Annotated in this window: 20 protein-coding genes and 1 pseudogene; 14 read left to right on the top strand and 7 right to left on the bottom strand. The window is 58.0% G+C overall.

The window, feature by feature from the left end; genetic code table 11:
- The first annotated feature begins 151 nt into the window (after nucleotides 1–151).
- From rbfA to NW834_RS01930, 5 genes and pseudogenes are all read left to right on the top strand, one after another.
- Nucleotides 152–586 (top strand): 30S ribosome-binding factor RbfA, encoded by a 435-nt coding sequence (gene rbfA / locus NW834_RS01950; RefSeq protein WP_414382476.1) that lies wholly within the window; start codon nucleotides 152–154, stop codon nucleotides 584–586.
- Nucleotides 587–881: 295 nt separating this feature from the next.
- Nucleotides 882–1,415 (top strand): hypothetical protein, encoded by a 534-nt coding sequence (locus NW834_RS01945; RefSeq protein ID WP_414419853.1) that lies wholly within the window; start codon nucleotides 882–884, stop codon nucleotides 1,413–1,415.
- A gap of 41 nt (nucleotides 1,416–1,456) precedes the next feature.
- The gene (locus NW834_RS01940; protein WP_414399675.1) at nucleotides 1,457–2,305 is read left to right on the top strand and encodes a pseudouridine synthase; all 849 of its coding nucleotides are present in this window, start codon (nucleotides 1,457–1,459) and stop codon (nucleotides 2,303–2,305) included.
- Nucleotides 2,306–2,370: 65 nt separating this feature from the next.
- Nucleotides 2,371–2,583, top strand: a pseudogene (locus NW834_RS01935) (helix-turn-helix domain-containing protein); the annotation flags it as partial.
- A 132-nt stretch (nucleotides 2,584–2,715) separates the two neighbouring features.
- Nucleotides 2,716–3,243: a DUF4115 domain-containing protein gene (locus tag NW834_RS01930; protein WP_414419864.1), complete on the top strand. Its 528-nt coding sequence runs from the start codon at nucleotides 2,716–2,718 to the stop codon at nucleotides 3,241–3,243.
- Nucleotides 3,244–3,259: 16 nt separating this feature from the next.
- Here NW834_RS01930 and NW834_RS01925 read toward each other — a convergent pair whose 3' ends face one another.
- From NW834_RS01925 to NW834_RS01905, 5 genes are all read right to left on the bottom strand, one after another.
- Nucleotides 3,260–3,961, bottom strand: a complete 702-nt coding sequence (locus NW834_RS01925; RefSeq protein ID WP_414419852.1) for a phosphoribosylanthranilate isomerase — start codon at nucleotides 3,959–3,961, stop codon at nucleotides 3,260–3,262.
- A 62-nt stretch (nucleotides 3,962–4,023) separates the two neighbouring features.
- Nucleotides 4,024–5,094, bottom strand: coding sequence for an LOG family protein (locus NW834_RS01920; protein ID WP_414419851.1), 1,071 nt, complete (start codon nucleotides 5,092–5,094; stop codon nucleotides 4,024–4,026).
- 114 nt (nucleotides 5,095–5,208) lie between these two features.
- On the bottom strand, nucleotides 5,209–5,550 hold the full coding sequence (gene trxA / locus NW834_RS01915; RefSeq protein WP_011431863.1) for a thioredoxin: 342 nt from the start codon (nucleotides 5,548–5,550) through the stop codon (nucleotides 5,209–5,211).
- A gap of 687 nt (nucleotides 5,551–6,237) precedes the next feature.
- Nucleotides 6,238–6,933 carry an NUDIX hydrolase gene (locus NW834_RS01910; protein ID WP_414380699.1) on the bottom strand — a complete coding sequence of 232 codons (696 nt, stop codon included), beginning with the start codon at nucleotides 6,931–6,933 and terminating at the stop codon, nucleotides 6,238–6,240.
- Between the two features lie 209 nt (nucleotides 6,934–7,142).
- Nucleotides 7,143–8,366: an ABC transporter ATP-binding protein gene (locus tag NW834_RS01905; protein WP_414351793.1), complete on the bottom strand. Its 1,224-nt coding sequence runs from the start codon at nucleotides 8,364–8,366 to the stop codon at nucleotides 7,143–7,145.
- Between the two features lie 241 nt (nucleotides 8,367–8,607).
- On the opposite strand from NW834_RS01905, the gene NW834_RS01900 reads away from it, so the two are divergent.
- From NW834_RS01900 to apcD, 4 genes are all read left to right on the top strand, one after another.
- Nucleotides 8,608–9,339, top strand: a complete 732-nt coding sequence (locus NW834_RS01900) for an SDR family oxidoreductase (RefSeq protein WP_414341872.1) — start codon at nucleotides 8,608–8,610, stop codon at nucleotides 9,337–9,339.
- Between the two features lie 131 nt (nucleotides 9,340–9,470).
- Nucleotides 9,471–10,160, top strand: a complete 690-nt coding sequence (gene folE / locus NW834_RS01895) for a GTP cyclohydrolase I FolE (RefSeq protein WP_414419850.1) — start codon at nucleotides 9,471–9,473, stop codon at nucleotides 10,158–10,160.
- Nucleotides 10,161–10,426: 266 nt separating this feature from the next.
- Nucleotides 10,427–11,752, top strand: a complete 1,326-nt coding sequence (locus tag NW834_RS01890) for a type IV pilus twitching motility protein PilT (RefSeq protein ID WP_414399740.1) — start codon at nucleotides 10,427–10,429, stop codon at nucleotides 11,750–11,752.
- Nucleotides 11,753–11,943: 191 nt separating this feature from the next.
- Nucleotides 11,944–12,429, top strand: coding sequence for an allophycocyanin subunit alpha-B (apcD, locus tag NW834_RS01885; protein WP_011431857.1), 486 nt, complete (start codon nucleotides 11,944–11,946; stop codon nucleotides 12,427–12,429).
- A 4-nt stretch (nucleotides 12,430–12,433) separates the two neighbouring features.
- On the opposite strand, the gene NW834_RS01880 is transcribed toward apcD, so the two are convergent.
- Nucleotides 12,434–13,117 carry a HEAT repeat domain-containing protein gene (locus NW834_RS01880; RefSeq protein ID WP_414329553.1) on the bottom strand — a complete coding sequence of 228 codons (684 nt, stop codon included), beginning with the start codon at nucleotides 13,115–13,117 and terminating at the stop codon, nucleotides 12,434–12,436.
- A gap of 92 nt (nucleotides 13,118–13,209) precedes the next feature.
- On the opposite strand from NW834_RS01880, the gene rpsO reads away from it, so the two are divergent.
- From rpsO to NW834_RS01855, 5 genes are all read left to right on the top strand, one after another.
- Nucleotides 13,210–13,485, top strand: a complete 276-nt coding sequence (gene rpsO / locus NW834_RS01875; RefSeq protein WP_011431855.1) for a 30S ribosomal protein S15 — start codon at nucleotides 13,210–13,212, stop codon at nucleotides 13,483–13,485.
- Between the two features lie 36 nt (nucleotides 13,486–13,521).
- Nucleotides 13,522–13,959: a photosystem II biosynthesis protein gene (locus tag NW834_RS01870; protein WP_414351795.1), complete on the top strand. Its 438-nt coding sequence runs from the start codon at nucleotides 13,522–13,524 to the stop codon at nucleotides 13,957–13,959.
- Nucleotides 13,960–14,055: 96 nt separating this feature from the next.
- Nucleotides 14,056–15,249 carry a nickel pincer cofactor biosynthesis protein LarC gene (gene larC / locus NW834_RS01865; protein WP_414351797.1) on the top strand — a complete coding sequence of 398 codons (1,194 nt, stop codon included), beginning with the start codon at nucleotides 14,056–14,058 and terminating at the stop codon, nucleotides 15,247–15,249.
- A 150-nt stretch (nucleotides 15,250–15,399) separates the two neighbouring features.
- The gene (locus NW834_RS01860) at nucleotides 15,400–17,427 is read left to right on the top strand and encodes an ABC transporter ATP-binding protein/permease (RefSeq protein WP_414419849.1); all 2,028 of its coding nucleotides are present in this window, start codon (nucleotides 15,400–15,402) and stop codon (nucleotides 17,425–17,427) included.
- Between the two features lie 153 nt (nucleotides 17,428–17,580).
- The gene (locus NW834_RS01855; RefSeq protein WP_414419848.1) at nucleotides 17,581–19,362 is read left to right on the top strand and encodes an NADPH-dependent assimilatory sulfite reductase hemoprotein subunit; all 1,782 of its coding nucleotides are present in this window, start codon (nucleotides 17,581–17,583) and stop codon (nucleotides 19,360–19,362) included.
- Nucleotides 19,363–19,371: 9 nt separating this feature from the next.
- Here NW834_RS01855 and NW834_RS01850 read toward each other — a convergent pair whose 3' ends face one another.
- Nucleotides 19,372–19,938, bottom strand: coding sequence for an adenylate/guanylate cyclase domain-containing protein (locus tag NW834_RS01850; protein WP_414419847.1), 567 nt, complete (start codon nucleotides 19,936–19,938; stop codon nucleotides 19,372–19,374).
- Nucleotides 19,939–20,098 lie beyond the last annotated feature (160 nt).

Here is a 20,098-nt window from a genome sequence, read left to right as displayed (position 1 = left end):
CTCAAGGCAAGATGGACATGGACTCAGGATAAAGGTGGAAGGAAGAGATGCTCGTAGCATTGGCTACTGTTCTTGGGGCCAAGCTGGCGGGGGCTATGCTTCACACCGACCAGAGCAGGCTTGCGGATGATGTTAGCCTAGGTATCCAAAAATGGCGACAGCGCGACGGGTGGCACGGGTAGCAGAGCTGATCAAACGAGAGGTCAGCCAAATCCTGCTCTCGGAGATCAAAGATGACCGGGTTGGGGCAGGGATGGTCAGCATTGTGGATGTCGAGGTTTCCAATGACCTGCAAAACGCCCGCATCTTCGTCAGCATTTATGGGGATGAGACAGCTCAACACCGGGCCATGGAAGGGTTAGCGGCGGCCACACCCTTTGTGCGACGGGAAATCGGCCAGCGCCTCAGCCTGCGACGGGTGCCAACAGTGGTGTTTTTGCAGGATCGCTCTTTGGAGCGGGGATCCCGCGTTTTGGCCCTGCTCAACCAACTGAGACCGACCTTTGAGGCCAAGGCCCAGACTGGGGTTGAGGAACCGCTAGAGAACACCGCCGAGGGCGAAGAAAACCCATCGGGCGGTGAATAATTGCACCGATGGCTAAGCAGACCAGATAGAGAGGCCTTTGCTTTGCAGCAATGCGGACAACATGAAAGAAAGATTTTTTACCGTTCGTGTCGCGTAAGCGGGCCCTGAAGTTTTTGGATTTGTTAGGCTTAAGGGAGCTATACAGCCCTTCCCCCGATCGTCTATCCGTACAGGACTCCATGTCTGCGGCACACTTGCGCAAACCAGAGCGCTCTGCTCCAAAGGGCAGCGGCGTTGTTGTGGTCAACCTGCGAAAGGGCTGTAAGGTTGCTGTCCATGCCTTTCCTGCCTTTTCATGGATGTTCAAAGCCCACTGCAACCGGATCCCTCTCTAGGGGGTGCTACTCCACTCCAAGCTCTGCAGGCCCTAAACCAGAGTGTTGCCGAAGCTTTGGTTTCCTGCTTGAAAGGGCAACCCCAACAGGCCACTCAGCACCTTTTGCTGGCTCTGCCGCAGCTCATGGCGGCTCTGGGGGCCTTGAGGCAAAAATCTTCCCTTCGCGTGAGCGGGCCGGAGGCCTTGGCCGAGCCTGCAGGTTGCCCTTCAGAAGCCAAGCCCAAGCGCATCATGCACATCGAAGGCAATCGCGTGGAAGTGTGGGTGGATAACCAAATTCGCAGCAGTTGGAGCATTTGGTCGGTGGGAGATCTCAAGGAAGTCTGTCGGCTGGCAGAAGAGTTCGACTGTGGCCTCAGCTATTCTCTAGGAGGAAACTCAGAGTCTCAGTCGGAGATGCTGCTGTTGCCCTCCAATTCTGCTGGTGTGTCCGACCGGCTCTCCAACCCCGTTCACGTAAGCGGGCCGGAGGCCCCAGGCTCTGCCGCCTAGCACCCCCAGCTTCGGTTGCTGCTTTTGCTGTTCAAATCCCCATGGCAGAACCCCAACGGCTACAGAAGCTCTTGGCTCAGCAGGGATTGGCCTCGCGTCGCCAGGTGGAAGCCTGGATCCTGGCCGGGCGCGTTCGGGTCAATGGGAAGGTGGTCACTGAGCTGGGCTCCAAAGCCGACCCAGAGCGGGATTGCATCGAGGTGAATGGGCAAGTGATCCCTTTGGCCAAGGATCCGGCGCGCTATGTTTTGCTCCTGCACAAGCCAGTGGGGGTTTTGTCAACCTGTGCAGATCCTTGGGGACGCAAGACGGTGCTGGATCTGCTCCCCCCATCTTGGAAACGGCAAACCCGCCTCTACCCGGTGGGCCGGCTGGATGCGGACAGCAGTGGCGCTTTGCTGCTCACCAATGATGGCGACTTGACCTTGAAGCTGACCCATCCGCGCTATCATCTGCCCAAAACCTACCGAGTACAGGTACAAGGGCATCCGAGTCAGGCCACTCTGCAACATTGGCGAGACGGAGTAGACTTAGAGGGGTACACCACTCTGCCGGCGGAGGTGGAGTTTTGTCCTGCCCCGGATTTCCGGCAAAGGGAGCATCCCAATTGCTCCTGGCTGAGGGTGGTGTTGTTTGAGGGACGCAACCGGCAAATTCGGCGGGTGGCGGAGCGTCTTGGGCATCCGGTGCTCAGCTTACATCGGGAAGCTATTGGCCCACTGGGCTTGGGCAACCTGAAAGCAGGCCAGTTCCGCCAGTTGGATCCCCACGAGCTCCAAGCTTTGCTGGCCCCTCTCACCGGGCACAGCAGCTCATCCTCGCAAGGACTCCGTCCCGCTTACGCGATCGGGAAGCGCCCTCTAAGGCCTCCGGCCCGCTCACGCGATTAGCTCGTCAGAGCCTCTAACTGAGTGCAAACTCTCACAGTAGCCTCCTTTCTTCCGCAGGTGGCCAAATGATGCAAGAGCCAGCACACTCTTTAGAAGCCCTGGGATCCCTGTTGCGGCAAACACGGGAGGCACGGGGACTGACGTTGACAGAAGTAGCTAACGATACCTTCATTCGCTGCCAATATCTGCAGGCGCTGGAGGAAGCTGACTTGAGCCGGTTACCGGAGCCGGTGTATGTGCAAGGGTTTCTCAAGCGCTATGCCGACTATTTGGGGTTGGATGGCGAAACCCTCTCTCGGCGTGCCTCTCCGCTTTTATCGGCCAAAACCCCCCGCGCGCCAGCTCCTCTTGCTGTTGTCGGCCAGCAACCTGCCTTTGCCCTGCGCCCTCTCCACCTTTGGGCCGCTTATGTGGTGCTGATTGTGCTGACGGTGGGGGGATTGTCGGCTCTTTTGGAAGGCACAGGCAATCCCTTTGGGCGTTGGCTGGTGAGCCTGCCAACAGTTGGCCGGGAAGGCTCCGGCCAGCAACCGCCTGCTGCGACTTCTTCGGATCCCACTCTGTCGGCAGCTCAGCCCACGGCCCGCCAACTGTTTCCCACCCTCGACCAATGGACGCGCATTCAGGGCGTCTTCCCCGAGGTCTTGGAAGCTCACTCAGGGGGGGCGGGGCGCAAGCCGGTGCGTCTGGATATTCGCGTTGTGGAGCGCCCTTCCTGGTTGCGGGTCATCGCCGATGGGCAAACGGTTTTTGAGGCCACCTTACAGCCAGGGGCCGAGTTGAATTGGGAAGCGGAGCAGTCAATCGTGTTGCGTACCGGCAATGCGGGCGGTGTGTTGGTGACCTTTAACGACCGGGAGCTTGGAGTGATGGGCCGATTTGGGGAAGTGAAGGAGCTGATGTTCGAACCGGGGTTGGATATTCAGTCGCTGCAGTAGGAACCCAGCCAAATGATCATCCCGTTGCGCTTGGCATTATCGGCGGCAGCGCAGGAGCAATCTCCCACCCCTGAGAGCGGAGCTGCTGCAGCAGGTGTCGGACTTTGTCGATGTCTTTATCGCCGGGGTGGCGTTCCACACCACTGGAGAGGTCGATGCCGCTTGGCTGCAGGTGGCTGAGCGCCTGCAGAACATTGTCCGGGTTCAGACCACCGGCCAGTAGCCAAGGCAAGGGCAGAGCCCGCTCACGCGAAAGGCGAGCAAGTTCTGGCCAATTCAGGGTTCGCCCCGTTCCCCCCGCCTGTTGGGGGTGATAAGCATCCAAAAGCAGCATCTCCACACAGTCTCGGTAGAGATTGGCCACTTCCAGATCTTGCGGCTGGCGGACGCGCAGGGCCTTGATGCGGCGGATCCCGGGAAGCCATTCCCCCAATTGCTGACAATCTTGCGGGGATTCTTGGCCATGCAACTGGACAGCCGTGAGGCCCACCGTTTCCACCCAGGCGGCGATGGCGCGGGGATCCTGATCCAGAAAGACCCCCACCTTTTCCACAGGGCCGGGCAGGGATCCCACCCAACGAGCCATTTCCGAGAGGGGCAAATAGCGGGGGGTATTGGGCACCGCGATGAACCCAAGGGCACTCACCCCCAGCGCGGCGATGGCCTCTGCCTGATCCTGACGGGTGATGCCGCAGATTTTGACAAACAACCGGCCCATTGGGAGCACCACCAAAACAATTGGCTGCTGGTTCTTGGATGGTTCTGAGAGCGCTGATACATCTACTTTTGTTCAGGGCGCATTTGCAGAGGATCCGGCTGTTCCGGGTGAAGCTTGTTGATCCGGCGCGCCATTTGCCATAGCCGTCCAAAGTTGCGCTGGTTGAAGTGCATCACCAGCCGTGGCAGATGGGCAATATCTTCCTCGGCTTCCTCCGGCAAGGCCCCAGTTTGCTCGATCCGGCCCGAATCGAGAATGTCGGCAAACTCTTCGTTTAAAATCTCTAGGGCTTCCGGTGAAAGTTTGGTGTTCAAGCGCAAAACCAGGAGCTCTCGCACGTAGCGATTGCTGTGAAAGACGCGATAAAAATCGACAATCTGCTGACAGGCATCTCCCACATCGTCGGTTAGGGTGTAGAGGAAGAGATCTTCTGGGCTGATCAAGCCGCGACCAAGCAGGTGCTCCCGCACGTATTCGTCCCATTCTTTCCAGTAGCAGCCACCTGTTCTGTCCACCAGCACCAAGGGCATGAGCTTGGTTTTGCCGGTTTGCATCAGGGTTAGGCATTCAAAGGCTTCATCCTGAGTGCCGAAACCGCCGGGAAAAAGCACCAGCGCGTCGGTTTCTTTAACAAAAAAGAGCTTGCGCGAAAAGAAATACTTGAAGTTGATGACCCGATCGCTGGCAGCAATAACGGGATTGGCCATTTGCTCGAAGGGAAGCTGGATGTTGAGCCCAAAAGAGTTCTCCAGCCCTGCCCCTCGATTGCCGGCTTCCATGATGCCGCTGCCGCCCCCCGTCATCACCATGAATCCCCGTTGACTGATGCAGTAGGCGAACAACTGGGCCTGGCGATATTCGGGACTTTCTGGCCCCAGTCGTGCCGACCCGAAAACGGTGATCTTGCGCTGGTGGGCATAGTTTTGGAAGGCGGCAAACCCCTGCTCCAGATCCTCAAGAGTAGCCGCCAAGATCTTGGCATCCAAACGGCTCAGCTCCAGGGATCCCATGCGCTGCAGCGACTGCAAAATACGCAGCCAGGCCGTCCGGTTGGGGTGATGCTCCAACTGCTTTAGGCGAGTCTCAGCGTTGGAAAAAACTTCTTGCAGAAGGGAAGAAACGGAATCGGTCAAGCTGGGATCCTAAAGTTCTCTGGAATTACTTTAATCAGTTCTCGGCACAAAACGGCAGCCGGGTTCTAATCCAGAACCCAAAAGTTACATTCTGAAACACCCAAGGCATAGCCCTCAGGCTTCGGCAGGTGTGTCGAAGTGCTTTTCCAAAATCGTGGTTAGAGTTGCCTTGGGTACGGCGCCAACCACCACATCCACTTTCTGGCCGCCCTTGAACAACATCAGGGTGGGAATGCTGCGAATGCCGTACTGGCTGGCAGTTTGAGGGTTCTCGTCGGTGTTGATTTTTACAACCTTAACTTTGCCGACATACTGCTCAGCTATCTCCTGAACCACAGGAGCCACCATCCGACAGGGGCCACACCAAGGTGCCCAAAAATCAACCAGAACTGGAATATCGCTGCGCAGCACCTCTGCCTCAAAGGTGGCATCAGCGATATCTATTGCTGCAGACATGCCTGGATAACTCCTGAAACAACACCTGTCATGGTCTCTGATCTTAGCACAGCCCCCAGGCTGCTGGTGACCTCAGCCTGTTCCATTGCTACTACACGGAGCGTTCGCCAAAGGAACTGTCCCTTGGGATCCCGGCCTGAGACCTTCGCTCAGCCAACCGTAGCGCTAGGCAGTTTGGGGACGGCACCGAAAGCATCTGAGCCGTGCTGAAGCAGGCTTCTACGGCATCCATCAAAAGATTTGTCTTGGCAAGGTTCCCGGGATAGTTGAGTGCGTCATGACCAGGCTGCTCCTGTCCTATATGGTCACTTTGATTCAAACTAGGACACTGCACCCACACCTAAAACCTTGGTCGCGTCAGCGTTGCGGAGCAATAATGCAAAGGGCTAGAAAGCTTTTCTCAGTAGCCTAGGCGTCTCACCCTAACCTGAAACGACTGTAGTCATTTTAACGAGGAATGAAACTGTTCCATTGGAAGAGGGGTTGAGGATAGTTGTGGAAGCGACGCGGAGTAGTTGGGAAGTGTCTCAGCCTAACTTGAAATGACCATGATTGAAATGACCATGATCAAGGCATAAACCTTTGTCTAGGTGGTCATGTAATGGAACTCCCTTTGAATAAAAGCCAATCTATACCAACCGATCTGGCCAGCTTGGCCTTGGCGAGCCGGGATCCCTCAGACGGCCTTCAGACAAACACCATCGGCTTATGACGGATTTTCTCGAAAGCAGCCGCATCAAAACGGTAGAGGGTTGCCGGTCTGCCCGTTCCTTGGGAACTTTTCTGGCCGGTATCTTGCAAGATACCCAGTTTCAGTAGGCGGGCGCGAAAATTGGAGTAGTCGGAGAACCCCTCGCCCAAAACGGTGCCGTAGAGCTGATAGACCTCCCCTAGCGTGAAGGTGGCGGGCAAAATGTCAAAGGCAATCGGGCTGTACTCCAACTTGGCGCAGAGGCGACGGCGGGCATAGCGGCAAATCTCTTCGTGGTCAAAGGCTAAAGAGGGAATTTGGTCGGCGGGATACCAGGCAATGCCCTCCACTCCGTCTGCCAGCAATTCAGCATCCTGGAACCGCACCAGGGCAAAGTAGCTGACCGACAGGTAGCGCACTCCATAGCCATCCTCGGCCTCGCGGGGATCCCGCTCCGGCCCCCCGAAGGTGTAGAGCTGCTCCAGATAGAGGTTTTTAACACGAATTTTCTCCGCCAAGATGCGGTAGGCCGCTGCTTCTAGGGATTCTGAGCGCCGCACCAGTGTTCCTGGCAGGGCCCAGCAACCGCGGAAGGGATCCTCCCGCCGCCGCACCAGCAGCACCAGAAGGCGATTCTGCTCGGTATCGATGGAGAAAATGACCGCATCCACGCCCACCCGGAACTCCGCCATGGCGATCCGGTTCTCCGATGTGCCTGCCACGATGCGGGATCCCTGCATAGCTTGGCACTGAATCCTCCACCAACAGCCTACCCAGTTTGTCCCTCCAGAGGGAGCTACCAGCCTGGACCACCGTCTTGCCAGTCTAAGCCCTATCTGGGGCGAAGGCTTTCGTGTCGCGGGGAAGATGGGTTGCTAAAGGTGTGAAAAAGAACCCCGACTCAGGCAACACTTTTACTTTTTGCGCGATTTGGCTCTTTTTCAGCCACGGAGGACCCCTCAGCGAGGGGGAACAGCCGACCTTGCCCAACAGCAATGTGAACCCGCGCGCCCACAGGCAGGGCTTCCCGGGCTAGGGCGTGCAATTCTTTGCCGGCTGCTGTGATCAGGCAATAGCGGTACTCTCGCCCCAAAAACTGTCGATCCCGAATGACAATGCCGCCCTGAGGATCAGGATGCAAATGCAACTCCTCCTGGCGAACCATCAACTCTGCGCAGCGCAAGCTGGGGTCGGGCTGATCCCTCAAAGCCTGGAATGGGATGTGCAGCAGCTCTTCAGCCTGCCAACCCAACTCCCGCCGCTCACAGCGCAGAAAGTTGGCCTGGGTAATAAACTCTGCCACGAAGCGAGTAGCCGGCTCCCGGTAAACCTCCTCCGGGGATCCCCATTGCTCAATACGGCCTTCCCGCATCACCGCCACCCAGTCGGAGAGGCAGAGAGCCTCCTCTTGGTCGTGGGTGACAAAAATGGCCGAGGTCTGGGTTTGCTTGAGGATTTTGCGGATTTCTTCCCGCAGGTAGTAGCGCACCTGCACATCCAAATTGCTCAGCGGCTCATCCAACAGGATCAAGCTAGGCCTGGGGGCCAAAGCCCGCGCCAAAGCCACCCGCTGCTGCTGCCCGCCCGAAAGCTCGTGGGGATAACGATGGGTGTAGTCTTCCAGGCCCACCAACCGCAACACCTCGTAAGCGCGTTCCCGCGCCTGTTGGGCAGCGCCTCGCAACTCAGCTCGCAACTCAGTTGAGGAGGAGCGATTGCCACCCCCTGCCGCCGACGCAAACGGGGTAGTGGGTCGGAGGCCAAACATCACATTGGCCAACACGTTCAAGTGGGGAAACAGGGCAAAATCCTGAAACACCAGCCCCACTCCCCGTCGCTCCGGTGGGATCCACTGCCCCTCCCCAGCCACAACCTGCCCCCCCAGCAGGATCCGCCCGCTATCCGGCTGCTCAAATCCGGCAATGGTGCGCAATAAGGTGGTTTTCCCGCAACCTGATGGGCCCACAATGCTGAGGATGTCTCCTTGGGGCAGGCGAAACTCGACTTCCCGCAAAACCAACTGCCGCTGGCCGGGAAACCCCTTGCTGATGCCCTCAAGCTGAAGGATGTAGGAGGGATCCTCCCGCGCGGCAGTGGGGCTTGGAGAAAACAAAGACTCAGCCATGACGGTTGTTGTTGCAAAAGATTTTCACCATTTTTACCACACTACCATACTCCCAGACCCCACCTAGCCGGATCGAGGTTCAACAGCCAGCAGACGGATCTTGAGCAGGACAGGCTGAGGTCTCTGCGCCCTACCCTGATTCCAAGGGAAGCGATGGAAAATCAGTGTTACACTTAGTTAAGGAAGTTTCTCAGGTTGGGTGGCGCTTGCTTGTGTGGCGCACGCCAGAGGCTTGTTGTAAATGAGTTTTGAGACAAAGTTTCCCGAACGTGCTCTGATTACAGGGGCCAGTCGAGGGATCGGCAGAGCGGTAGCCCTAGCCCTAGCCCGACAAGGGATAGCGGTGGCTCTGGTGGCCCGCTCCCAACCTGATCTGCTGGCGGTGCAGGCCCAAATCCAAGACCAGGGGGGTAAGGCAGCGGTTTTTCCCATGGACTTGGCCGACTTAGCAGCTCTGCCCCAGCAGTTGCAGGCTCTCCTGGATCGATTTGGCGTCTGCGATGTCTTGGTCAATAATGCGGGCATGGCCCACGTTGGCCCTTTGGCCACCTTACCTTTGTCGGATTGGCAGCGAGTGATCGACTTGAACTTGACGGCAGCTTTTCTGTGTGCCCAAGCCGTACTTCCCGGAATGCGCCGGCAGCGCTGCGGCACGATTGTCAACGTCATCTCGATTGCGGGCAAGCGAGCTTTTCCCAACTGGGGAGCTTACTGTGCCAGCAAGTTCGGCCTAATGGGCTTTTCTCAAGCTTTGGCCGAAGAGGAACGACAGCATGGCATTCGGGTCACCAGCCTGTGCCCTGGTGCCGTGGACACGTCCCTCTGGGATACGGGCACGGTAGGGGTCAACTTCGACCGTTCCAAAATGCTCTCGCCGGAATGGGTAGCCGATTTGATTACCTATATTGTTCGGTTGCCCACAGGTGCGGTGGTGGAAGATCTCACCTTCATGCCTGCGGTGGGAGCCTTTTAGACCTGGCTGGTTTGGGGTTGCCCGTGACTTGGGAGGGTTTTGGCTATCGCAGCCTTTGACTGGATGCCACCTGAGCTGAGTTGCATGCACCGAGTTCTCTTAGCCTTTCGTTAACCAAGGAATATCCTGCTATGACCCTTGCGAAACCCGGATCTGGCTCGCAATCTCGAATGGATGACAAAGCCCATTTCAAGTCTCGGGTGATTCGAGATCGAGCCACTTTTGCGGAAGAAGAATTGGGTAGCTCGGATGTCTCAGATCCGGCTATGGTGGCGGCGGTGGAGACGCTGCTGCGGGGGATCGGGGAGGATCCCCAACGGGAGGGGCTGCGAAAAACCCCGGCACGAGTGGTTGCGGCTTTGAAGTTTTTGACCAGTGGGTATCGGCAGTCTTTGGAGGAGCTACTGAACAGTGCCATCTTTGATGAGGGCCATGACGAGATGGTGCTGTTGCGGGATGTGTCTCTGTTTAGCCTGTGCGAGCACCATCTGCTGCCCTTTATCGGCAAAGCCCATGTGGCCTACATCCCCAAGCAAAAGGTGGTGGGCCTAAGCAAAATTGCCCGTATTGTCGAGATGTACTCCCGTCGCCTGCAGGTTCAGGAACGCCTGACACGGCAAATTGCTGAAGCCTTGATGGAGGTGTTGGATCCCTATGGGGTGGGGGTGGTTATCGAGGCTACCCACATGTGCATGGTGATGCGGGGGGTACAAAAGGCCGGCTCCTGGACGGTCACCAGCTCGATGGTGGGGGTGTTTCAGGAGGATCCCCGTACCCGCGAAGAGTTTCTGAGTCTCATTCGCCATCCGTCCAATTTTTAGGGAGCTTCCCGGAGCTTTGTCGGTGAGTGGGTTAAGCCTCTGCTCAGGCGGGGAATGCTAGCCTAAGATCGACGCAAACCCTGCCAGAAGCGAGGCCCGTCATGAGCGAGGTCAGCCCCGAAAACCAGTTTCCCACCGATTTGGACTCCAATTGGCAGCCCCCGGCTCCGCCGGTCATGCAGCGTCCGTCTCGTCCGGCTGCTCCGGTGCCCCCGGTGGAGCCTCCAACGCAACTGGATCCGGTGCTGGGTTCAGCTTCCCAAGGGATGGGATCCCGGCCTGCCAATGCCAAAAATCCCCCCAACCCCATTCTGGGTCGGCCCCTTCCGCCTGGTGTGGCTGTCGCTCCCCCTCAGGTACCGGTGCCTGTGCCGGGCTCTGCCGCTTCTCCTCAGATGCCCCCGCCCACCCCGGCTGCTGCTCGGCCTCCAGTGCCGCCGCCCAGCCCCAATCCTGCCGCTCCGCCTTTTGCGCCACCAGCTCGCCCAACGGCTGCCGGTCGGATCCCGGTGGCCCCGGCTACTCCTGCGGGCCTGACTCTGCGCCAACTGGTGCAGGAAGCCTATGACAAAGGCTACTCCGATATTCATTTGGGGGTGGGGGAAGTGCCTCGCTTTCGGGATCGGGGGCAAATGCTTTTGACCAACTACCCGGTCACCACCACCGAGATGTTCTATGGCTGGCTGCGGGAAAGCCTGCCGGAGAGCCAAATTCGCCAGTTTGAGGAATGTTTGGAACTGGATACTGCCATCCAGTACGAGGGTTTGGTGCGGTGTCGGGTCAACTGCTTTGTTTCCCTGCTTGGCCCGGCTATGGTGATGCGTCTGATCCCGTTGAAAATTTTGACGCTGGAGCAGTTGCGGGCGCCGGAAGTCTTGAAGCGCATTGCCGAAGAGCACAAAGGCTTGGTTTTGGTGACCGGCCCCACCGGATCCGGTAAGTCCACAACCTTGGCAGCGATGGTGGACTACATCAATTCCAACTTTCCCAAACACATCATTTCCATTGAGGATCCCATCGAGTTCGTCCACCAGAGCAAGAAATCGATGGTGCGGCAGCGGGAGGTCGGGATCCACACCCTGGAATTTGCCAATGCCCTGAAAGCCTCTCTGCGGGAAGATCCGGACATCATCCTGATTGGGGAGATGCGGGATCGAGAGACGGTGGATATTGCCCTGAAGGCCGGCCAGACGGGCCACTTGGTCTTTGGAACCCTGCACACCAACAGCGCCGTCCGCACCATCGAGCGTCTGCTGGGGATTTACAAGCCGGAGGAACAGGAGCCGATGCGCCTGCAACTGGCAGAAACCCTGGTGGCGATCATCGCTCAAACCCTGGTGCGCACCACCGATGGCAAGCGAGCTGCGGCCCACGAGATCATGCGCAACACCGATGCCATTCGGGACTACATCAAGCGGGGGGCGGTGGATGAAATTGAGGAGCTGATCGCCGACGGCTCCTATGAGGGCATGTGTACCATGAATCAATCCCTGTTTAGGCTTTACCAAGAGGGGCGGATTACCGAAGAGGTGTGTCTGGAGGCTGCCCCACGCCGCAATGAGATGGCCCAATGGCTGCGAGGCCGGATCTAGGGCCAGTCTCGAGATGGAGTCACGCCAAAGTGCTTGAGGGAAGGTTTGCCCTATCCTAAACTGGGAGCAGCCGGCGGCGCTGGTTTGCCGAGCTACCTGCTCATCTCTTGGGCCGACCTTGGGCTGGGGGGATGGGTTGCGAATTGATGAACCGAATTGAAAGCAAGTTAGAAAACAGGAGAATCCCTACCGTGAGCGTGATCAACCAGATCATCGAGACCGCGGATGACCAGCTGCGTTACCTCTCAGTTAGCGAACTGGAAGCCATCAGGAATTACATGACCACCGGCGAGAGGCGCTTGCAAATCGCTCAGGTGTTAGCAGAAAACAAAAAGCGCATCATTGACCAGGCCCAGAAGCAGCTATTCGCCAAGCGGCCCGAGTACGTGCAACCCGGTGGCAATGCCTACGGTGACAAGCGCTACAACCAATGTTTGCGAGATTACGACTGGTATCTGCGTCTGGTGACCTATGGCATTATTGCCGGCAGCAAAGAGCCGATTGAGTCTATCGGCCTGATAGGGGTGCGGGAAATGTACAATGCCCTCAATGTACCCATCGCCGGCATGATCGATGCGATTGTCTTTTTGAAGGAAGCTGCCCTCAGCTTGTTGGAGCCGGCGGCAGCCGCTGAAGCCGCCCCTTACTTTGACTACATCATCAATGCCATGAGCTAGGGAACTACAGGGATCCCAAGGCAGCCCGGGCATGTACGGCCACCTGTTCTTGGGAATCCTGGGCCAGCCGGGTCAGTCCGGCGCGAGCGGCTTCTGTTCCCAACTTGGCCAGGGCAATGCAGACGCGGTAGCGCAGTTGCCAGTCGTCGGAATCAATGAGGGGATCCAGGTAGGGGATGGCCCGCGGATCCCCCAGATCGCCCAAGGCAGCGGCAGCGGCTGTGGTGATCAGCTCGCTCTTGTCCTGCAAAGCTTCCACCAGAGTGTCGAAGGCGGCAGGGTTCCCCAGCTCTCCCAGGGCAGCGATGATGCTAAACCGTACCAGCCACTCCGTTTCTCGCCGATAAGCTTCCAGAAGATCGGCCAGGGCCTGTGGCTGCTTGAGATCCCCCAGGGCAGCGGCGGCAGCAGCCCGCACATCGAACTCCGGATCCTCTCGCAAAGAGCGCTGCAAAATGGGCAACAGTAGGTTCGGATCGACGCCAGACAGGGTGCCCATCTGGCTGATGGCAGCATAACGGACGCGGGCATTCTCGTCGTGAATCGCTCGCTGCAGCAATGTCAGGGCTTCTGGCCCAGGCAGTTCTCTGGCTTTGTTGACAGCGCGCAGCCGATTTCCCAAGTCTTGTGAGTTCAACAGCTCCAGCAAAGCGGGCAGTGCCGGAGGATCCCCAGAGGTTGTTGTCATATCCCATTCTCTCCATAACCCTCCTCGGCCATAGCGAGGGAGGAAAAGCCGATGTTATTATCTTGAAGCAGTGCATCCAGTCCCTTGATCTTATGGCCTTATTGCAACAAGAGAAGCAGCAGATCATTGAGAGCTATCGACTGCACGACACCGACACCGGTTCTGCCGAGGTTCAGGTGGCTCTGCTCACCAGTCGCATCAACCAGCTCTCTCAGCACCTTCAGAGAAACCCGAAGGATTTCAACTCCCGCCGCGGCCTGCTGATGATGATCGGTCGTCGCAAGCGTTTGCTCAACTACATCGCCAAGCATTCTCCTGACCGCTTCCGGGAGCTGGCCGAACGGCTGAACATCCGGGTGAAAAAGTAGGCAGCCCATCCAAAACGCTATCGGAGATCTGTCTTCGTGGGCAAATCCAGCCGCCAGTCCAAAACCTTTCGCCGTCGCTCCCCCTCCGCCTCTGTTGAGGTGGAGAAGAAGCCGGCCAAGAAGGAGCCTGTTGCCGTGATTCCCCCTGAGGTCAGCCGGCGGATGGTGCGGCGGATTCTGGTGTTTTCTGGGATCCCTTCTGGGCTGGGCCTGAGCAGCTTTTTTGTGAATTACTATCTCTTGACCAACCACGTGGTCGCTCTGCCCCCTTACTTCACCTTGGCGGAGTCGCTAACTTTGTTTGGCCTTGGTTTTTTGGGCATTAGCTACGGTGTGTTCTCAGCTTCCTGGGATCCCGAGCCGGGATCCCTGCTGGGAATTGGAGAATTCCGGCGCAATTTGGGCAACATCATCCAACAGTGGCGTGAATCTGCTGCCCGATCTTCTGAATCTTCCGACTCTGGAGAAGCTTGATTCTTCTCCCATCGCCTTTTCCAGGCCGGTTGCTGCCTACAATCAAGAGGGATCCAAGTCCATTCTGGCGGCAGCGGCTACCCCCAGTTCTCCAGCATGAAAATAGCCTACTTCGACTGTGCGGCGGGCATTGCCGGCGATATGTGTCTAGGAGCCCTGCTGGATTGCGGGGTGCCTTTGGAGTACCTCAACCGTCAGCTCCAGGCGTTGGGCATCGAGGGGGAATATAGCCTGCAGGTGAGCCGGGTGCAGCGGTGTGGGCAGCCTGCTCTGCAAGCTGTGGTGGAGGTGCTGGGATCCCAGAGTGGGGGATCCCCTGCTCGGCATTGGGCAGAGATTCAGGCTTTGATCGCGGGATCCCAGCTTTCCCCAGCCATCAAGACCCGCAGCCTGGCGGTGTTTGAAAAGTTGGCGCAGGCAGAAGCAAAAGTCCATCAAGTGCCCGTGGAAAAAGTGCACTTTCACGAAGTGGGGGCAGTGGATGCTTTGGTGGATATTGTCGGCACTTGCATCGGCCTGGATTGGCTGCAGGTGGAGCGGGTGTTGTCATCCCCCCATCCTGTTGGGGGCGGCTGGGTGAGCACAGAGCATGGCAAATTGGCCGTGCCGGTGCCGGCGGTGATCGAGTTGTGGGAAATGGGCCGCGTGCCGGTGTTCAGCAACGGGGTGGAAGCCGAGCTGGTGACCCCCACAGGAGCAGCCTTGGCTGTGGCGTTGGCGGAAGAGTTTGGCCCCTGTCCGCCGATGCGGGTGGAAAAAGTGGGGCGTGGGGCCGGTGCCCAAGAGCTGCCCATTCCCAACGTGTTTCGTCTCTGGATCGGGGAAGCCGATGGGGGAGAGCTAACGGAAACGGTATCGGTGTTGCAGACCCAAATTGACGATCTCAACCCCCAAGTGGTTGCCTACACCTGCGAGCAGTTGTTGGCCCTCGGGGCCTGGGACGTGTTTACCCAGCCGATCACCATGAAACAGGGGCGGCCGGGGATCCTGCTTACCGTCATCTGTCCGCCGGATCGGGTGCCGGAGTGTCAAGATCTCATCTTCCGGGAGACCACCACCCTGGGCATTCGCCACTTCCAACAGCAGCGCACCCTACTGGAGCGGGTTATCGAGCGGGTGGAAACCCCTTACGGCTTGGTCGACATCAAAGTGGCCCGCCACCATGGCCGCATCGTCAACGCTCAGCCGGAGTTTCGCGACTGTGTGGCCCGCGCCCAGGAGTTTCACGTGCCGGTTCAGACGGTGTGGCTGGCGGCCCAATCGGCTTGGCAAAACCGGTTGCAAGGTTGAAGGGACACTGGCTTTAAGCAAGGGGTGTGTGGGTGAGCAAGACCCAGAGCCAAGACGGTTTGGATGGGACAAGGGGGATCCGCGTTTCACCCCTAATGAATCCGCTCCTGTTGAACACAGATTGGCACCCATGGCCTGCTAGCCTGGGAGATGTCGATCTTGCTCTCTGCGCCGACCGCAAAAATGGAATCCCAAGCCTCTCAATTTAACTTCGACCGCAAACTGTGGGATCGGTTTATCACCGTGGCCCAGCCCTACTTTTACCCCAGAGTGCGCTATGGGGGCTGGATCTTTTTGGGCTTGCTGGCAGCGGCCATGGTGTTTGTGGTTGCCCTGATGTTCTTTGTGGAGATTGGGGTAACTTTGGTCGGTCAAGCCCTGTTCCCGGAGTTTTTCACCAATGTGGCAGCCGGATTGGTGGCCCAAACGGAGAGAAACTTGTCCTCGCCGGTGCTGTGGGTAGCCTCGGTCAGCTTGGCTTTGAGCAGCCTTTGTTTTGGGGCAGTGTGGCGGCAGCTTCGCCAGCGCTGGTTGCAGTGGGTGCTGCTCACCTTTTTGCTGTTTCTGTCGCTGACGGTCAACCGGCTGAACGTGATGATCAGCTTTATCTTTCGGTTTATCGACACAGCTCTGCAGCAAAAAGAAGAGCCCACTTTCTGGCAATTTTTGATTATTTATGGAGTGCTGATTATCTCAGCTATTCCCATTTTGGTGATCTACCGCTACACTCGCCTCAAGCTAGGGCTGTTTTGGCGAGAATGGCTGACCGATCATTTTCTGGATCGCTACTTCGATCAGCGGGCTTACTACGAGCTGGATTCCAACGCCGCCAACACCGAAATCGACAACCCCGACCAGCGTATATCAGAGGATGTCCGCTCCTTTACCGGCACCACCCTTTCCTTCCTGTTGGACATCCTTGACTCGATTCTCACCCTCTACGCCTTCACCGGCATCCTCTACGGCATTTCTCGTCCGTTGGCGTTGGGTCTGGTGGTCTATGCCACCATTGGTACTGCCATCGCCATTTTGGCCGGTCGCAAGCTGATTAAAATTAACTTCGATCAACTGCGCTACGAAGCCGATTTTCGCTACAGCTTAGTGCACGTGCGGGATAATGCCGAGTCCATTGCCTTCTACCAGGGAGAGGATCAAGAACTCAGGCAAATTTTGCATCGCTTTGGTGCGGCCTTGCGCAATTTTAATTTGCTGATCATCTGGCAGGCCATCATCGATATTTTCCAATACGCCTACAACTATTTCACCCGCATTGTGCCCTATGTCATCGTCGCCCCCCTTTATTTCAGCGGCGTGCGAGATTTCGGCACCATTACCCAAGCCACCATTGCCTTCAGCCAGGTGTTGAGCGCCCTCTCCATTGTGGCCAACCAGATTCAAAGCATTTCCAGTTTTGCCGCCGGGATCAACCGCTTAGGCTCCTTTCACGAGTCTCTGGAAGATCCGGCACTGCGCCACACCAGCGCTCGGGAAAGCAACATTCAAACTCGCATTGCCCAGCAATTGGCGCTAAACCACGTCACTTTGCTCACCCCCAATTCAGAACGAACCCTGGTTCGGGATCTCTCCTTCGCCTTGGAAGCCGACCAACGGCTGCTGATTGTCGGTGTTAGCGGCAGCGGCAAAAGCTCTCTGCTGCGGGCCATTGCCGGCCTATGGACCAACGGCCAGGGATCCATCGCCCGCCCAGATACTCAGGAGATGCTCTTTTTGCCCCAGAAACCCTATATGCTGCTGGGATCCCTGCGGGATCAACTGCTCTATCCCAAACGCCGCCGAGACCTCACCGATGAAGATCTCATCCGAGTCTTGGCCCAGGTGAACCTGGGAGACTTGCCGGAGCGGGTGGGCGGCTTTGATGTGGAGAAAGACTGGGCCAGCACTCTCTCCCTAGGGGAACAGCAGCGTCTTGCCTTTGCCCGCATTTTGATCACCCAGCCCCGCTACGCCATTTTGGACGAGGCCACCAGCGCCCTGGATGTGGCCAACGAAAAACTGCTCTACCTGCAGCTGCAACACCTGAACACCACCTACATCAGCGTTGGGCATCGCCCCACCCTCCTGGCCTACCACGACTTGGTCTTGGAGCTGCAGGGGAATTGTGCCTGGCAACTGTGGTCGGTGCAGGAGTACGGTGCCCGCCTAGCCCTGGCCAGCTAGCAGCGCCGACATCTCCAGCTGACTCAAATGACAAGCTTTGCGGGTTTGGGACAAAACCCGGATAAGAGGCTGACTTTTCCAACTGGACGCTCTTCAAAGGAGGTGATAGCCTGTTATTCACAAGTATTCCGACCGGTTTACTGGAGATTATCAATGCCCCCCATGATCCCATCCGAGGCCAAGCGTTCCAAGGTGGAGCAGATCAAGGCAGACAGCCACTTTCTACGGGATCCCCTTCAGCAGGAGCTGGCCCAAGACACCACCCACTTCAGCGAAGCAGCGGTGCAGGTGCTGAAGTTTCACGGGGCTTACCAGCAGGACGACCGGGATCGGCGGCAGCAGCGAAAGCAGGAGGGGCTGGAGCGGGCCTATTCGATGATGTTGCGCACCCGCATCCCCGGGGGACACGTGCCCCCGCAGCTTTATTTGACCTTGGATCGGCTGGCCGATGAGTACGGCAATGGCACCCTGCGAGCCACAACGCGGCAAACCTTTCAGTTGCACGGGATCCTCAAGAAAAACCTCAAGGCCACCATAGCCAGCATTCTCAAACAGATGGGATCCACCCTGGCCGCCTGCGGCGATGTCAACCGCAACGTGATGGCACCGGTGGCCCCCTACAAAAATCGCCCTGCCTATCGCTATGCCCAAGAGTATGCCCGCAAGCTGGCGGATCTGTTGGCTCCGAAGACCTCTGCCTACTACGAGATCTGGGTGGATGGGGAGCCGGTTCCCATCCCACCGGTGGATGAGGAAGTGCGGGAAGCAGAGCAGTTTGTGGGCAACGGGGTGCGCCTGGAGGGGCCAGAACCTCTGTATGGCCCCGTCTATTTGCCCCGCAAGTTCAAGACAGCCATCACCGTAGCTGGGGAAAACACGGTAGATGTGTACTCCCAGGACCTGGGCTTGATTGTGCTCACCGACCGCAAGGGCAACCTCAAGGGCTTCAACATCGTGGTAGGTGGCGGGATGGGACGCACTCACGGCAAGGAAGAAACCCAGCCCCTTTTGGCCCAAAAGCTCTGCTTTGCCCCTCCGGAGGCGGTGTATCGGGTTTGCCAAGCGGTTTTGGCGGTACAGCGGGACTACGGCAACCGGCACGACCGCAAGCAGGCGCGGTTGAAATACTTGGTGAGAGACTGGGGGATCCGCAAGTTTCGCCGTGTGGTCGAGCAGTACCTGGGGGAGAAGTTGTTGCCCTTCCGGCGCATGCCCAAGTTTGTCCCCAACAGCGACGACTACCTGGGCTGGCACGAGCAGGGGGATGGCCGTTGGTTTTTGGGCATTTCCATCGAAAATGGCCGTATCCAGGACACCCCAGAGCGGCAGCTCAAAACGGCGCTGCGCCGGATTGTGGAGGCGTTTTCTCTGGACATGCGGCTGACCCCCACTCAGGACGTGATCTTTATTGACATCGAGGATGGCCAGCGGGAGGCCATCAACCAGATCCTCAAGTCCCACGGGGTGCTCTCCAAAGAAGAGATCCCTCAACTGGTGCGGCTGTCGATGGCCTGCCCTGCCCTGCCCACTTGCGGCTTGGCCATTACTGAGTCGGAGCGGGCTTTGCCGGGGCTGGTTCGCCAGTTGGATCGGCTGTTGCAGGAGCTGGATCTGCAGGATTCGCCCTTTTTGGTGCGCATGACCGGCTGCCCCAACGGCTGTGCCCGACCCTACTTGGCGGAACTGGGATTGGTGGGATCCGCCCCCGATGGCTACTACCAGATTTGGCTGGGAGCCAGCCCGCAGGGGGATCGCCTGGCGCAAGTGTTTCAGGATCGGGTACACATCAGCCAGATCGTGCCGCTGATGAGAGTTCTCCTGCAGGTCTACAAGCAGGAGCGCCGTCCTGGCGAGAGCTTTGGAGATTACTGCCATCGGGTGGGGATCCCCTATTTGCAGGCCCAAGTTCAGCAAAGGGATGGCGTTTTTGCCTGAAGGGATCCCTCAAAAACGAGACCAAGCCTGTAGCCATTCCCGGAGCGCTTCCAGCCATCCAAGCGGTTCAGGCTTGGTTGCTTCTGGAGCTTGCTCCTCGCCAGTCGGCAAGCTAACTTGGTCAGGGTGCACCCTGTAAACTCGGATGGGTTTGGCGTTGGGAAAAGGTTTCACCGAAAGAGGCTCCACCTGCAGGAGTTGCCCTTCCACGGCTCGATACACGGCTGCCGAGATGAGCAACCGAAAGCTCTGTTCCTCAGACTGTTCCCCCCCTTGCGAAACATCCTCAACCGACTCCAGCCAGGTGGCAAACTGAACCGACTTCCCGAAGGCGGACAACCGCTGCGGATCTTGGGGATCGAGGGGCAGCAAAAGGACTGGGCCGTAGTGGATCCCGATGGCAAGCTTGACCTGCGGGTAGGAGAGTTGCCGCAAACACCTGTTCAACTCCGCCACCGACTGTCCAAGCGCCAATCCCGCCTGCAGCGCCTGCTGTACGGCCAGCTCGGGTTGTTTGAGACCAAACAAAGCCAGACTTCTCAGCCCGCTCTGGTTGGCCAGTACTGATACATTCACGCTGAACTCTCCTGAACATGGTTCAGGAAAGAAGCGATCGCATCCTGCCTATCTCTGTTCGCGTCAGCGGGACGGAGTCCAAACAGGAAGGCGGTATCCCGCAAAGCCCTGAGGAATACCCCCCGAGCGCTTTCCCCCTTCACTTCCCGGCAACCGTTGC

The organism is Synechococcus sp. R60.1 (assembly GCF_047461835.1).
Taxonomy (GTDB): Bacteria; Cyanobacteriota; Cyanobacteriia; order Thermostichales; family Thermostichaceae; genus Thermostichus.
The sequence above is the reverse complement of the archived record's forward strand: the minus strand, read 5'-3'. Positions and strand labels throughout refer to the sequence as shown.